The sequence below is a fragment of the Dactylosporangium sp. NBC_01737 genome, assembly GCF_035963215.1.
GTDB lineage: Bacteria > Actinomycetota > Actinomycetes > Mycobacteriales > Micromonosporaceae > Dactylosporangium.
The window spans coordinates 2,170,934-2,184,488 of sequence record NZ_CP109153.1 but is presented as its reverse complement, the minus strand read 5'-3'; the positions used below and the strand labels follow the sequence as shown (position 1 = coordinate 2,184,488).

The following is a 13,555-nucleotide window of genomic DNA, read 5'->3' as shown; positions in this document are numbered from 1 at the left end:
GGAACGATCACCGTCGATCCTCCGGGAGGCACCGTGCGCAGGCTCGCCCCGCTCGTCCTGATCCCACTCCTGCTCGTGCCATCGTTGCTCGGCGGCACGGCCTCCGCCTTTGCCGGTGCGCCGGCTGCCGGACCCACCGCTCGTGGCTACGGCGGGGCGGTGAGCTCCGTCGATCCGACGGCCACCGCGGTCGGCCTGGAGGTGCTGCGCAAGGGCGGCAACGCCGTCGACGCAGCCGTCGCGGTCGCGGCGACCCTGGGCGTGACCGAGCCGTTCTCCGCCGGCATCGGCGGCGGCGGATTCTTCGTCTACTACGACGCCCGCAGCGGCAAGGTGTCCACACTGGACGGCCGGGAGACCGCGCCGCGGTCGATGACCTCGTCGGCGTTCGTGAACCCCGCGACCGGCCTGCCGTACGCGTTCCAGGAGGCCCGGGTCAGCGGCATCTCCGCCGGCGTCCCCGGCACCCTGGCGACCTGGGACACCGCGCTGCACCGGTGGGGCAAGCGGTCCCTGGCCACCAACCTGCGCCCGGCGAGCGACGTCGCGCGCCGCGGCTTCACCGTCGACCAGACGTTCGCGACCCAGGTCAGCGACAACGCGGCCGCGTTCTCGCAGTTCACGCCGACGGCGGCGCTGTTCCTGCCGGGCGGCCAGCCGCCGGCGGTCGGCAGCACGCTGCGCAACCCCGACCTCGCCGCGACCTACGATCTGGTCGCACGCAGGGGCATCGACGCCTTCTACGGCGGCGAGGTCGGCCGCGACATCGTCCAGGCCGTGCAGCACCCGCCGGTCGCGACCAGCCCCGCGCTGCCGTGGCAGTACGAGATCCGCCCCGGCGGCATGACCCTCGCGGACCTGCGCGCCTACGAGGTCCGCCGCCCCACCCCGACGCACATGGTCTACCGCGGCTACGACGTCTACGGCATGGCCACCCCGTCCTCGGGCGGCTCGACCGTCGGCGAGGCACTCAACATCCTCGAGCGCTCCGACCTGGGCAAGCTGGACGGCACGCAGGCGCTGCACCGCTACCTGGAGGCCAGCGCCCTCGCGTTCGCCGACCGCAACCGCTACGTCGGCGACTACACACCCCGGCCGCTGCTCGACGCACTGCTGACCAACGGCTTCGCCGCCGAGCGCGCCTGCAAGATCGACCCGCTGCACGCCGCCACGAAGCCTGTCCTGCCGGGCGTCCCGGACGGCCGCTACGACTCGTGCGCGACTGCCACCGGCGGCGCGTCGACCGACTTCGGCAAGTCGACGACCAACCTCACCGTCGCCGACAAGTGGGGCAACGTCGTGGAATACACGCTCACCATCGAGCAGATCGGCGGCAACGGGATCGTCGTGCCCGGCCGCGGCTTCCTGCTCAACAACGAGCTTACCGACTTCAACTTCACCAACACCCAGGCCCCGGCCGACGACCCGAACCTGCCCGGCCCCGGCAAGCGGCCGCGCAGCTCGATGGCCCCGACGATCGTCCTGCAGGACGGCCGGCCGTTCCTTGCGCTCGGCTCCCCCGGCGGCTCGACCATCATCACCACCGTCCTGCAGATCCTGATCAACAGGATCGACCTCGGGATGACGCTGCCCCAGGCCCTCGCGGCGCCGCGGGCCACGCAGCGCAACACCGCCTCGGTGGTCGCGGAGCCGGCGTTCATCGCCGGGCCCGGGGCCGCGCTCGGCGCGCTCGGGCACACGTTCACGTCGATGGCCGAGATCGGGGCCGCGACCGCGATCGAGTTCCTGCCGCATGGCGAGCTGCTGGCCTGCGCCGAACCTGTCCGCCGCGGCACCGGGTCAGCGGGCACCGTCCGTGGAGGAGGATCCCGGTGACGGCCGGCCGCTTTCAATGACCGTACCGCGGGCCACCTAATTGATCTCCGGAGTCGTCACCTTCCAGTGACGCAACGTCGAACCCCAGCCTAGAGCAACCGGCAGAGTGGCGCGTCGCCCGCGGGGGCGGCGCGCCACTCTGCGCCCCGCGCACCGCAGACCCACGGCGCATGCCCGTCCCGGTGATGGACGGGGCACGGTCGGGTGACGACTGGCGGCCGTGGGATGGTTGCTTCTCGTGGGCATCGAGGTCGAGAACGAGTTGCGCCGGCTCGCGCCGCAGGTGCTTGGCATCCTGGTTCGCAGGCACGGGCAGTTCGATGCCTGTGAGGACGCCGTGCAGGAGGCGTTGCTCGCGGCGGCGATGCAGTGGCCGGGCGAGGGCGTGCCGGACAACCCGCGTGGCTGGCTGCTCACGGTCGCCGGCCGGCGGCTCACGGATCAGTTCCGCAGCGAGGACGCCCGGCGGAGGCGGGAAATCGCCGTCCATGTTTCACATGAAACATGGGATACAGTGGACATTCCCGATAAAGACGACACGTTGCTGCTGTTGTTCCTCTGCTGTCATCCGTCGCTGTCGAGTGCGTCGCAGTTGGCGCTCACGCTGCGGGCCGTGGGCGGGTTGACCACGGCGCAGATCGCGCACGCGTTCCTGGTGCCGGAGGCCACGCTCGCGCAGCGCGTCAGCCGCGCCAAGCAGACGATAAAGAAGGCGGGCGCCCAGTTCAGGCTGCCGCCGGCGGCCGAGCGGGCCGGCCGGTTGCAGGTGGTCCTGCAGGTGCTGTACCTGATCTTCAACGAGGGGTACACGGCGTCGTCGGGTGAGCAGTTGCACCGGCCGGAGCTGACGGCCGAGGCCACCCGCCTGACCCGCGAGGTGCACCGGTTGCTGCCCGACGACGGTGAGGTCGCGGGGCTGCTCGCGCTGATGCTGCTGACCGACGCCCGCCGCCCGGCCCGCACCCGGCCCGACGGCGCGCTGGTCCCCCTCGCCGCCCAGGACCGCGCGCTGTGGAACCCGGCGATGATCGCCGAAGGCGTCGACCTGATCACCAGGACGCTGCCGAAGGGGCCGCCGGGGCCGTACCAGCTGCAGGCCGCGATCGCCGCGATCCACGACGAGGCCGCGTCGGCCGCGGACACCGACTGGCCGCAGATCCTCGCCCTGTATCAGCTGCTGGACCGGGTCGCCCCGAATCCGATGGTGACGCTGAACCAGGCGGTGGCCGTGGCGATGGTGCAGGGTCCGGCGGCCGGGCTGCGGCTGCTCGAGGCGCTGGACGCGGACGAGCGGCTGGCCCGGCATCACCGCCTCGCCGCGGTCCGCGCCCACCTGCTGGAGATGTCCGGGGACACCGAACAGGCCCGGTCGGCGTACGAGCTGGCGGCCCGCCGCACGACCAGCCTCCCGGAGCAGCGGTACCTGCTGTCCAAGGCCGCGTCACTGCACGGGTAGCGGCCTGGCCTTGTCGGTGGCGAGCATGACAGCGATCGTGCCGAGCAGCGTGCCCGTCACGTACCGCTGGATCCGCAGCCATGTGGGGCGCTTCGCGAGGAACACGGCGATCGAGCCGGCGGCCAGGACGATGCCCGCGTTGACGAGCATGCTGACGGCGATCTGCACCCCGCCGAGCAGGAAGCCCTGCGTCATCACGTGCCCGGCGGCGGGGTCGACGAACTGCGGGATCAGCGACGCGTACATGATCGCGGCCTTCGGGTTGAGCAGGTTGGTCATCAGGCCCATGGTCAGGAGCTTCCGGTTGGAGTCCGGTGGCAGTTCCTGGTGGGTGAAGACCGACGTGCCGCCGGGGCGGACGGCCTGCCACGCGAGGTAGGCGAGGTAGGCGGCGCCGGCGAGCTTCACGGTGAGGTACAGCGCCGGCACGGTCGCGAAGACCACCGAGAGCCCGGCCGAGGCGAGCGTCAGGTAGATCAGGAACCCCGCGGCGACCCCGCCGAGGGAGATCATGCCGGCGCGGCGGCCCTGCGAGATGCTGCGCGAGACGAGATACATCATGTTCGGCCCGGGCGTGAGCACCATCCCCAACGCCACGAGTGCGACCCCTGCCGCCGCCCCAATCGTGATCACGGTCCCGACGTTGCCAGTCCGGACGCCGCCGGTCGAGGGCCAATCGGCGGTCAGAGGCTCTTGACCCAGCGGTGGCAGTCGTCCTGCTCGATGTAGCCGGCGGCGGTCCAGGCGTGGTGGGCGAGGGTGTTGTCGTCGAGGACCATGGCGTCGGCGCGGCGGCCGCCGAACCCGCGGAAGCGCTCCTCGGCGGCGGCGAGCAGCTGGGCGCCGATGCCCTGCCGGCGCCGGTCGGGGTGCACGGCGAAGCGGTACAGGTGGCAGCGCCAGCCGTCGAACCCGGCGATGAGCGACCCGACGATCTCGCCGTCGGCCACAGCCAGTTGCAGCGCGTCGGGGTCACGGGTGATCAGTGCTGTCACGCCGTCCGCGGAGTCGCCGCGGTTCGTGTCCTCGGCCGCGATCTTCCAGAAGGCGAGGACGGCGGGAAGGTCGGCGAGGGTGGCGGCACGCAGGATCATGCCGCCGACCGTACGACACCGGGAGTAGTTCGATGTACCGCCCTCGGCTGGCGACGCGGGCTCCCGTTTCAGGCAGGGTTGGCGGGCATGAGGTTCACCCCGAAATGGCGCAAGGCGATCCTGACCCTGCACGTGATCACGGCGGTGGGCTGGCTCGGCAGTGACCTGGTGCTGCTGACGCTCGGGGTCGCGGGGCTGAGCGGCGGCGCCGACAAGGACGTGGCGTATCCGGCGATGAGCATCGTCGGCACGGCCCTGTTCGTGCCGCTGTCGTTCCTGGTGTGGGTGGTCGGGGTGGTGAACGCGCTCGGCACGCCGTGGGGGCTGCTGCGCTGGTGGTGGGTGGCGGTGAAGCTGGTCATCGTCACGGTGATGCTGTTCCTGGTGACGTTCCTGCTGTATCCGGGGCTCGTCAACGCCAGCGACCTGGGTGAAGCGTTGCCCCGCCGGGATCAGATCAACCTCGTGGTCGCGCCGAGTGTCTCCTCGACGCTGCTGATCATTTCGACGGTGCTGTCGACGTATAAGCCGTGGGGGCGCCGGTCGGCAGCGGTTCGGGTGGCGGGTCCGACGTCAGCGCGGTGACGCCCCAGCAGGCGGCGCTCGCGCAGGCCAGCACCGCGATGGCGATCGTGACACGGTCGATCGACGTGCTCAGGTGCCAGCGGATGTCGTACGGGGTGATCAGGTAGATCAGGATCAGCCCTGCGGTGTGCACGGCGGTGACGGCCCACAGCCAGCCGTCGGCGCCCAGCTCGAGCCCGGTGCGTGCGCGGCGCAGGAAGAGGTGCCCGAGCAGCGCGGCGACGGCGGCGAGCAGGACGATCCAGCCGACGCGGCCGGCCATGAAGTCGAGGATCGTCGGCAGCCGGCCGAGGGTGTCGGTGTCGCCGTGCAGGAGGGCGGAGAAGCGTCCGCCGGCGAGGACGTCGGTCTCTGCGCCGAGCAGGCGGGCGGTCACGGACCAGATCCCGGCGACGCCGACGGGCACCCAGAGCAGGGCGGCGCGGCGCCGGTCGCGCCAGAAGCGGACGGTGCCGACGACGGCCAGGGCGGCGACGAGGCTGAGGCCTTCGTTCTTCATGAGCGCCGCCGTGGACAGCAGGAACAGGGCGAGCGGCAGCATCCCGGCGAACGGCCGGGCGAACAGCAGCAGCACCGCGCCGGCGGCGAACGCACACGCGCACATCGCGTCGCTGAAGCCGGCGGTGGGGACGAGCCACAGCGGCGTCCATGCGGCGTACCCGGCGGCGATCGCGGCGGGCCAGGACAGCAGGGCATGTGCCCGCGCGGTCGCGACCCGGATCGCGTGGATGAGCATGGCGATGGCGGAGAAGGTGAGGAAGCCGGTGACGAAGGCCGCGGGGTAGAAGTCGCGGATGTTCAGCAGCTGCCAGACGAGGGCGACGGGCGCGGATGCGAGCGGCGGGTAGTCGGGGTGGCTGAAGACGAGCACGGGGTTGGCGATGGCGGCGCGGGCGAAGTCGCCGCCCTGGGTGAAGTAGCCGGCGTGCAGCCACCAGATCAGGTGGGTGTCCCAGGTGACGGGTTCGGTGCTGAGGCGCAGGAACGGCGGGACCAGCGGCAGCGTGATCAGCAGCGCGTCGCGCCAGCCGCTGCACGGTATCCGGGGCCGGTCGCGCAGGCGCCAGGCGAGGACGCCGGTGGCCAGGTAGACGGGGACGAACCACAGCAGCAGCGGGCCGGTGCAGGCGAGCATGAGCAGCACGGCCGCGGTGGCGACGGCGGCGCCGGCGATCGGTGCGAGGACGATCGCGAGCGGCACGGCGCGGGTCAGGGCGTAGCTGAGCGGCAGCCCGACGACGACCAGGATGAGCACCGCGAGCAGGGTCTGGATCATGCGGCCGGCTTCCGGGTGAGCAGCCGCACGCCGTGCGGTGCGGCGGGGTCGGGTTCCAGGTACACCTCGAGGTCGGCGCGGCCGGTGAGGTCGACGACCTCGATGCCGTACATGGTGGCGAACTCGACGAGGCGCATCTGCAGGTCCACGATCTTCTCGACGATCACGACCCTGGTCCCGGCGGGGACCTGGCGGTGCAGTTCCCGGCTGAGGTATTCGAGCTTCTCCCGGTACTGCCGGGTGGGGTGCTGCTGTCCGGCGATGCGCACGGTGTCCACGCCGATCCGGGTCGAGTAGACAGCGGGGCGCATCGCCTGCAGCAGGGCCAGCGCGCACAGCGCGGCGACGAGCAGGCGGACTGCCGTTCGAGGCGTTGGCAACCGTCGCATCGACCTACCCTAGAAGAGCGACTGGAGCGGCGGTGGTAGGCCGGGCCCGGCGGATTCGGCCTCGCGGCGCCCGGCCGGCGAATAGGCTCGGATCGACGTGCTGACATCCGTTGTGCATCGCGACCAAGGGAGTTTGTGATGACCTCTCGGCTCAATCCGTACCTGAGCTTCCGGGGCAACGCCCGGCAGGCGATGGAGTTCTACCAGGGTGTCTTCGGTGGCGCTCTGCGGCTCAACACGTTCGGCGAGTTCAACCCGGAGGCCGGCCCGATCGCCGACCAGATCATGCACGGCATGCTGGAGACCCCCAGCGGTTACACGATCATGGGTTCGGACACGCCGCCGGAGATGGCGCACAACCCTGGCGACAACATCACGGTCAGCCTGAGCGGCGACGACAGCGTCGAGCTGCACGGCTACTGGGACAAGCTGTCTGCGAGCGGGAAGATCAGTGTGCCGCTGGAGAAGCAGATGTGGGGCGACGAGTTCGGCGCCTGTGTCGACCGGTTCGGCATCCCGTGGATGGTCAACATCGGCACGCAGGGCTAGGGCCCGTATCGAAGTCCGGCAAAAGCGGCGGGATCCGGCATCGGGTCCCGCCGCTTTCGCATGTCCTGGTGCCGCAACGATGACGGCGGTTTTGCGCAACAAACCGACAAGACGACGACAGATCCGGTTCCAACGTTGCGTAAATATTTCGCAGAGCCTTGTGGAGTGGGGAACGAGGGTCCTAAGGTCACCTCACCCTCATCCTCATGGCGCCGCCCCGCCGTAGAGCGTCTCGGGCGTCCGCCCCTCCCGAGAGAATCGAGTCATCGATGTCACGGAGCACAGGACCTTTATCGCGGTGGTCCAGCGGGCCGCCGCGGTGGGCCGCGGCGGCGACGGCCGCAGCCGTCGGTCTCGGCGTCGTGGTCACCGGCGCCGGCCCGGCCTCCGCGGCCGGAACCTCACCAGCCGTGACCCGCGCCGCCATCGACCCGGCACTGACCGCGGGCCGCGGCGCCAGTGTCGGCTTCGTCGAGCAGGAAGCCGAGAAGGCCAAGACCAACGGCACCGTCATCGGGCCGGACCGCACGGCCTACACGCTGCCCGCCGAGGCCTCGGGCCGCAGCGCGGTGAAGCTGACCCCCGGGCAGTACGTGGAGTTCACGCTGCCGAAGTCCGCCAACGCGATCAACGTCCGCTACAGCATCCCCGACGCGCCCAACGGCGGCGGCATCACCTCGCCGCTGGACGTGACGGTCAACGGCGGCAAGAAGACCACGATGACGCTCACGTCGCAGTACTCGTGGCTGTACAACCAGTACCCGTTCTCGAACGACCCGAACGCGGGCCTGCTGCACCCCGACTGGTGGATCACCGAGTGCGCCTGCGTGCCGGCCGCCACCACGCCGACGCCGACGATCACCACCCCGTTCCGGCCGAACCACTTCTACGACGAGCAGCGGCTGCTGCTGGGCAAGACGTACAAGGCCGGCGACAAGGTCCGCCTGACCGCCCCGAAGAACAGCGCCGCGTGGACGGTCATCGACCTGCTCGACTCCGAGCTGGTCGGCGCCCCGAAGGTCAGCCTCATCGCCGCGAACGTGTGGCTGTTCGGCGCGGACCCGACGGGCCGGCGTGACTCGGCCGACGCGATCGACAAGGCCATCGCGTTCGCCAAGAAGACGCACCTGAAGGTGTACATCCCGCCGGGCACCTACCAGGTGAACCGCCACATCATCGTCGACAACGTGACGATCGAGGGCGCCGGCTCCTGGTACACGATCATCAAGGGCAAAGAGGTCGCGCTCAGCGAGCCCGCGCCGGACAACTCGATCCACACCGGGGTCGGCTTCTACGGCAGGTACTCGCAGGACGGTGGCAGCAGCAACGTCCACCTGTCCGGCTTCTCGATCATCGGTGACGTGCGGGAGCGCATCGACACCGACCAGGTCAACGGCATCGGCGGCGCGCTGAGCAACTCGACCGTCGACGGCCTGTACATCCAGCACACCAAGGTCGGCCTGTGGTTCGACGGCCCGATGACCAACACCAAGGTCACCAACAACATCATCGTCGACCAGATCGCCGACGGGCTGAACTTCCACACCGGTGTGACGAACTCCAGCGTGTCCAACAACTTCGTGCGCAACTCCGGTGACGACGGTCTGGCCATGTGGGCGGAGAAGACCACCAACGCCGGCAACACGTTCGACCACAACACGGTGCAGACGCCGGTCCTCGCCAACGGCATCGCGATCTACGGCGGCAAGGACACCACGGTGTCCAACAACCTCGTCGCGGACCCGATCCGTGAGGGCAGCGCGATCCACATCGGCTCCCGCTTCGGCGCCGAGCCGTTCACCGGCTTCGTGAAGGTCACGGACAACACCACGGTCCGCGCCGGCACGTACGAGCTGAACTGGAACATCGGCCTCGGTGCCATCTGGTTCCTCGCGCTGGAGAAGAACATCGACGCGGACATCCAGGTGACCGGGGACCACTTCCTCGACAACACCTACAACGCGATCATGCTCGTCGCCGACTGGCCGGTGAAGGACCTGTACTCCATCACCAACGTCCACTTCAAGAACATCCGGGTCGACGGCACGGGCACCTCGGTGCTCAGCGCACGCGCCGCGGGTTCCGCCACGTTCGAGAACGTGGACGCCCGCAACGTCGGCGCCGTCGGCATCAACAACTGCGGCACGTTCCACTTCACCCCGGCCGGCTCGGAGTTCTCGGTCGTCGACCTGGGTGGCAACGACGGCGGCGGCACCACGGGCCCGTGGCTCGCCCCGTGGGAACTGCCGAACACCATCACCTGCGACGACCGCCCGCCGGTCGTCGTGCCCCCGGCGCCCGCGCCGTGGTGATGACACACCGGTAGCGGGAAGGGCGGGTGCCTCGGGGGGCGCCCGCCCTTGCTCTTGCCCGGCGGGGTGGACTTTTCACCACCCCGATCGGCTCCCTGGCGCCACTGACCAGCGGCCTGCGATGCCGAAGAGTCGATGCCATGGACATCAACGTTTCCCGCCGCGCACTCCTCGGTACCGGCGTCGGCATCGGCGCCGGGCTCGTCGTCGGTACACCCGCCGCTGCCGCCACCACGCGGCCCGCCGTCGCGGTCGTCGGTTGCACCGTCATCGACGCGACCGGCGCACCGCCGCGGCACGACATGACGGTCGTGGCCCGCGGCGACCGGATCACCGACCTCGGCCCGGCGCGGACCGTCAGGGTCCCCGGCGACGCCGCGGTCGTCGACGGCCGGCGCCGCTTCGTCATCCCCGGCCTCACCGACATGCACGTGCACAGCAGCGGCATCGACACGATCGACCCGCCGCTGTTCATCGCCAACGGCGTCACCACCGTCCGGGAGATGTCCGGCTACCCGACGCTGCACGAGTGGCGGCAGCGGGTCGCCGACGGCACGCTGCTCGGGCCGCGGTCGGTGATCGCCAGCCCGCTCATCGACGGCTCGCCGTCGCTGTGGACGGGCCTCGGCGCGCCCTACGTCGAGGTCGCCGACGCCGAGCAGGCCAGGGCGGCGGTCCGGCAGGTCGCGGCCGACGGCGCCGACTTCGTCAAGGTGTACAGCCGGCTGTCGCGGGAGTCGTTCACCGCGATCGCGCAGGAGTCGCACCGGCTCGGCCTGCAGTTCGCCGGGCACTGCCCCGACGACGTGCCGGTCACCGCCGCCGCCGACCTCGGGCAGCGCAGCTTCGAACACGTCTTCACCAGCTGGTACGCCACGTCCCGGCACGAGGACGAGATCCGCCGTGCCCTGTCGGAGCTCACCGTCGAGGCCGGCGACTACAACGGCTGGCTGCACCGCGTCCACCCGCTCGAACTGGCCGCGGCCCGCGGCTACGACCCGCGGCGGGCGGCCCGGGTCTTCGCCCGCCTGCGGGCCCGCGACGCCCACCAGACCCCGACGCTGGTCATGCACCGCGTCCTGGACCTGCCCGGCACCGTCGACCAGGACGACCCGCGGCTGCGGTACATCCCGGCCGAGGTCCGCGCCGCCTGGGACTTCGCGATGCAGGAGATCTACCTCGACGGGCGCACCCCGCAGGAGGCGGCCGGGCATCAGGAGCTCTTCGGGCACCGCGGCCGGTTCGTCGGCGCGCTGCACCGCGCCGGGGTGCCGCTGCTGGCCGGCACCGACACCGGCACCTCCTACGTGTACCCCGGGTTCAGCCTGCACGACGAGCTGGAGCTGCTGGTCCGGGCCGGCGTGCCGGCGATGCGGGCGCTGCAGGCGGCGACCCGCGACGCGGCGCGGTTCCTCGGCCTCGGCTCCGGCACGGTCCGCCGCGAAGCGCCCGCCGACCTGGTGGTGCTGGACGCCGACCCGCTCGCCGACATCCGCAACACCCGCCACATCCACGCCGTCGTCGTGCGGGGCGAGCTCATCACCGCCGAGCGCCGCGACACGATGCTGGAGGCGGTGGCCGCGGCCGCCGGTACGGCGACGCAGGTCCCCGCCCGCATCGGCTGCCGCTGTTAGGACCGCACCGCCTGCGGCCTGGGCAGCGCGGGCGGCGGCAGGAACAGCAGGTTCCTCAAGCTGCGGCAACCACTGCGATGCGGCGATAGCTGCTGGTCAGCCGCGTAGCCGGTCGGACGGCAGCACAACGGCAGCGGCGGTCAGGAACGGGCCGGCGACTCGAAACGGGGGGTCGCCGTCCCGCTCCGGCCGCCCAGGCAATGTCAGCGGGCGGACGCCCGGGTGAGACGGTCGCGGATCGCGAGCCAGTCGTCGCCGGCGGGCGGCGCCTGCGCGAGGATCATCGCCACGCCGGCGTCGTCGAGGCGGTGCAGGGCGGCGTACAGGTCGGCGGCGTACTCGAGCGGGTCCGCGGACAGCAGCTCCACATGCGCCCCCGGCGGCGCCGTCGAACGGTGGGTGAGGATGCCGAGGGTGCCCGGGTCCGCGTCCTCCGCGGTCGCCGCCAGCACCGCCGGGTCGTCCACCAGGTGCAGCCGGGCCCGCGGCGCGTAGTGGCGGTGGGCGAGCCCCGGCGACCTGACCTCCGCGCCCGCGAAACCCTGGCCGGGCAGTTGCAGCGGGCCGACGACGTCGCGGATCGCGCGGAGGCTCAACGCGCCGGGGCGCAGCAGCCGCGGCGGCGCGACGGTGACGTCGACGACGGTGGACTCGATGCCGAAGCGGCACGGACCGCCGTCGAGGACCAGCGGCACGTCCGGCAGGCTGCGGATCACGTGCTGCGCGGTCGTCGGCGAGATGCTCTCCGACCGGTTCGCGCTCGGCGCCGCGAGCGGCAGCCCGCACTCGCGGAGCAGGGCCAGCGCGACCGGGTGCGCCGGCACGCGGATCGCGATCGTCGGGGGGCCGCCGACGGCGGGCAGGTGGTGGGCCCGCTCCACGACGAGGCTGAGCGGGCCGGGCCAGAACCGGTCCGCCAGCAGCCGCGCCGCCTCAGGCCACTCGTGCGCGAGGGCCTCCGCGTCCGCGGTCGACGCGACGTGCACGATCAACGGGTTCCAGGAGGGGCGGCGTTTCAGCCGGTACACCTCGGCGACGGCCTTGGCGGAGAAGGCGTGCGCGCCGAGCCCGTACACCGTCTCGGTCGGGAACGCGCAGACGGACTCCTGCCGCAGCAGCTCGGCGGCGCGGCGCAGCCCGGCCGCGTCGGCGGCCACCACCCCGTCAGTCATGAGCGCAAGACTAGAGGGTCGCGCAGGTCGACCCCGTTGAGCATCGCCGCCGGGCCTCCCCCGAACGAGGTCAGTTTCCGCTGCAGGAACCCGGGCAGCCGGGGCAGCAGGCGCATCGCCTGCGCCATCGTCCACACCTGCAGTTCGCTGCGCGGGATCAGGGTCGCCAGGACCGACGGGCCGATCGTCCGGCTGGCGGCGACCGCTTCGGCGAGGGCACGCTCGTACGCCGGGAACGCCACCGCGTGCTCGTCACCGGCGGCCGCCAGCTCGGAGGCGAGGACATAGGCCCCGACGACCGCGAGGCTGCTGCCGCCACCGACGGCCGGACCGGGCCCGTAACCGGCGTCGCCGGCGAGGGTGATCCGGCCACGGGACCAGGACGGCAGCCGGATCTGGCTGATCGAGTCGAGGTAGAAGTCGTCGGCGGCGTCGAGGTGCTCGAGCAGCCGCGGCACCTCCCAGCCGAGCCCGGCGCAGACGGTGCGCAGCAGCCGCCGCTGCGCGGCCTGGTCGCGGTGGTCCGGCTGCGGCCCGCGGAACAGGATCACGACGCGGACGCGGCCGGGCGTGCGGGTCGGGTAGAGGGCGACGGCCCGATCCACGGTGTTGTAGCCGAGGACCCGCCCGTCGAGGCCGATGAAGTCGGGCACGCTGAACACGGCGAGGCAGCCACCGAGGAAATGGCTGTAGTCCTCCTCGGGGCCGAACACCAGCCGCCGCACTCCGGAGTGCAGGCCGTCGGCGCCGACGACCAGGTCGAAGGTGGCCGTGGTCCCGTCGGAGAGGGTCGCGTCGACCCCGCCGTCGTGCTCCAGCAGCCGTTCGATGGTGGTGCCGAAGGTGTACGTGACGTCGTCGCGGGTCGCGTCGAACAGGATCTGTGCGAGGTCGCCCCGCATGATCTCGACGTGCCGGTCGGACACGCCGGCGAGCAGCTGCGCGGCGTCGATCGTGACGTCGGGGCGGCCGGGCCGGATCAGGGTCATCGTGTCGGTCGTGGTCCGCGCCGCCTCGACCTGCGGCAGCAGGCCCATCCGGGCGATGACCTCGACGGCGGGTCCGAGCAGGTCGACCGCCTGCCCGCCGTCACCGACCCGCAGCTGCGAGGTCCGCTCCACGACGGTGACACGGTGACCGTCGCGGTGCAGCCAGTAGGCGAGGACGGGCCCGGCGACGCTCGCACCGGAGATGAGCACGTGCATGGCTCCCCCAAGGTTCGTTTACTTACCGATAGGTAAAGGGAACCACT

12 protein-coding genes are annotated in these 13,555 nt (G+C 71.6%); 6 read left to right on the top strand and 6 right to left on the bottom strand.

What is annotated here, in order from left to right; all coding sequences use genetic code 11:
* Positions 1 to 33 precede the first annotated feature (33 nt).
* Positions 34 to 1,836, top strand: coding sequence for a gamma-glutamyltransferase (gene ggt, locus OHA72_RS09525; RefSeq protein WP_442788547.1), 1,803 nt, complete (start codon positions 34 to 36; stop codon positions 1,834 to 1,836).
* A gap of 238 nt (positions 1,837 to 2,074) precedes the next feature.
* On the top strand, positions 2,075 to 3,292 hold the full coding sequence (locus OHA72_RS09520; RefSeq protein WP_327007471.1) for an RNA polymerase sigma factor: 1,218 nt from the start codon (positions 2,075 to 2,077) through the stop codon (positions 3,290 to 3,292).
* Here OHA72_RS09520 and OHA72_RS09515 read toward each other — a convergent pair.
* Together OHA72_RS09515 and OHA72_RS09510 are read right to left on the bottom strand one after the other, a co-directional pair.
* Positions 3,278 to 3,925, bottom strand: coding sequence for a LysE family translocator (locus OHA72_RS09515; protein WP_327007470.1), 648 nt, complete (start codon positions 3,923 to 3,925; stop codon positions 3,278 to 3,280). The two genes, OHA72_RS09520 and OHA72_RS09515, sit on opposite strands and share 15 nt — an antisense overlap.
* 50 nt (positions 3,926 to 3,975) lie before the next feature.
* Entirely contained in the window at positions 3,976 to 4,386 is a 411-nt protein-coding gene (locus OHA72_RS09510; protein WP_327007469.1) for a GNAT family N-acetyltransferase, read from the bottom strand.
* 87 nt (positions 4,387 to 4,473) lie between these two features.
* Between OHA72_RS09510 and OHA72_RS09505 the strand changes: the two genes are divergently transcribed.
* Positions 4,474 to 4,971, top strand: a complete 498-nt coding sequence (locus tag OHA72_RS09505) for a hypothetical protein (RefSeq protein WP_327007468.1) — start codon at positions 4,474 to 4,476, stop codon at positions 4,969 to 4,971.
* Here the strand turns inward: OHA72_RS09505 and OHA72_RS09500 are convergent.
* Positions 4,886 to 6,247 (bottom strand): hypothetical protein, encoded by a 1,362-nt coding sequence (locus OHA72_RS09500; RefSeq protein WP_327007467.1) that lies wholly within the window; start codon positions 6,245 to 6,247, stop codon positions 4,886 to 4,888. The genes OHA72_RS09505 and OHA72_RS09500 overlap by 86 nt on opposite strands.
* Positions 6,244 to 6,636 (bottom strand): hypothetical protein, encoded by a 393-nt coding sequence (locus OHA72_RS09495; RefSeq protein WP_327007466.1) that lies wholly within the window; start codon positions 6,634 to 6,636, stop codon positions 6,244 to 6,246. Before OHA72_RS09495 ends, OHA72_RS09500 begins: the two co-directional genes overlap by 4 nt.
* Before the next feature lie 138 nt (positions 6,637 to 6,774).
* Between OHA72_RS09495 and OHA72_RS09490 the strand changes: the two genes are divergently transcribed.
* The 3 genes from OHA72_RS09490 to OHA72_RS09480 all read left to right on the top strand — a co-directional run bounded on the left by OHA72_RS09490 (position 6,775) and on the right by OHA72_RS09480 (position 11,131).
* Positions 6,775 to 7,185: a VOC family protein gene (locus OHA72_RS09490; RefSeq protein WP_327007465.1), complete on the top strand. Its 411-nt coding sequence runs from the start codon at positions 6,775 to 6,777 to the stop codon at positions 7,183 to 7,185.
* Between the two features lie 269 nt (positions 7,186 to 7,454).
* The gene (locus tag OHA72_RS09485) at positions 7,455 to 9,497 is read left to right on the top strand and encodes a glycosyl hydrolase family 28-related protein (RefSeq protein ID WP_327007464.1); all 2,043 of its coding nucleotides are present in this window, start codon (positions 7,455 to 7,457) and stop codon (positions 9,495 to 9,497) included.
* Positions 9,498 to 9,637: 140 nt separating this feature from the next.
* Complete coding sequence (locus OHA72_RS09480; RefSeq protein ID WP_327007463.1) at positions 9,638 to 11,131, top strand: amidohydrolase family protein; 1,494 nt, start codon at positions 9,638 to 9,640, stop codon at positions 11,129 to 11,131.
* A gap of 203 nt (positions 11,132 to 11,334) precedes the next feature.
* Here the strand turns inward: OHA72_RS09480 and OHA72_RS09475 are convergent, their stop codons facing one another.
* Positions 11,335 to 12,303 carry an L-threonylcarbamoyladenylate synthase gene (locus OHA72_RS09475; RefSeq protein WP_327007462.1) on the bottom strand — a complete coding sequence of 323 codons (969 nt, stop codon included), beginning with the start codon at positions 12,301 to 12,303 and terminating at the stop codon, positions 11,335 to 11,337.
* Complete coding sequence (locus OHA72_RS09470; RefSeq protein ID WP_327007461.1) at positions 12,300 to 13,508, bottom strand: FAD-dependent monooxygenase; 1,209 nt, start codon at positions 13,506 to 13,508, stop codon at positions 12,300 to 12,302. The genes OHA72_RS09475 and OHA72_RS09470 overlap by 4 nt, the downstream gene beginning before the upstream one ends.
* Between the last annotated feature and the right edge of the window lie 47 nt (positions 13,509 to 13,555).

Excerpts from the sequence above, each read along its gene's own strand:
- OHA72_RS09510 (WP_327007469.1), bottom strand. The coding sequence starts at position 4,386 with ATGATCCTGCGTGCCGCCACCCTCGCCGACCTTCCCGCCGTCCTCGCC.
- OHA72_RS09505 (WP_327007468.1), top strand. The coding sequence starts at position 4,474 with ATGAGGTTCACCCCGAAATGGCGCAAGGCGATCCTGACCCTGCACGTG.
- OHA72_RS09500 (WP_327007467.1), bottom strand. The coding sequence starts at position 6,247 with ATGATCCAGACCCTGCTCGCGGTGCTCATCCTGGTCGTCGTCGGGCTG.
- OHA72_RS09495 (WP_327007466.1), bottom strand. The coding sequence starts at position 6,636 with ATGCGACGGTTGCCAACGCCTCGAACGGCAGTCCGCCTGCTCGTCGCC.
- OHA72_RS09490 (WP_327007465.1), top strand. The coding sequence starts at position 6,775 with ATGACCTCTCGGCTCAATCCGTACCTGAGCTTCCGGGGCAACGCCCGG.
- OHA72_RS09485 (WP_327007464.1), top strand. The coding sequence starts at position 7,455 with ATGTCACGGAGCACAGGACCTTTATCGCGGTGGTCCAGCGGGCCGCCG.
- OHA72_RS09480 (WP_327007463.1), top strand. The coding sequence starts at position 9,638 with ATGGACATCAACGTTTCCCGCCGCGCACTCCTCGGTACCGGCGTCGGC.
- OHA72_RS09475 (WP_327007462.1), bottom strand. The coding sequence starts at position 12,303 with ATGACTGACGGGGTGGTGGCCGCCGACGCGGCCGGGCTGCGCCGCGCC.
- OHA72_RS09470 (WP_327007461.1), bottom strand. The coding sequence starts at position 13,508 with ATGCACGTGCTCATCTCCGGTGCGAGCGTCGCCGGGCCCGTCCTCGCC.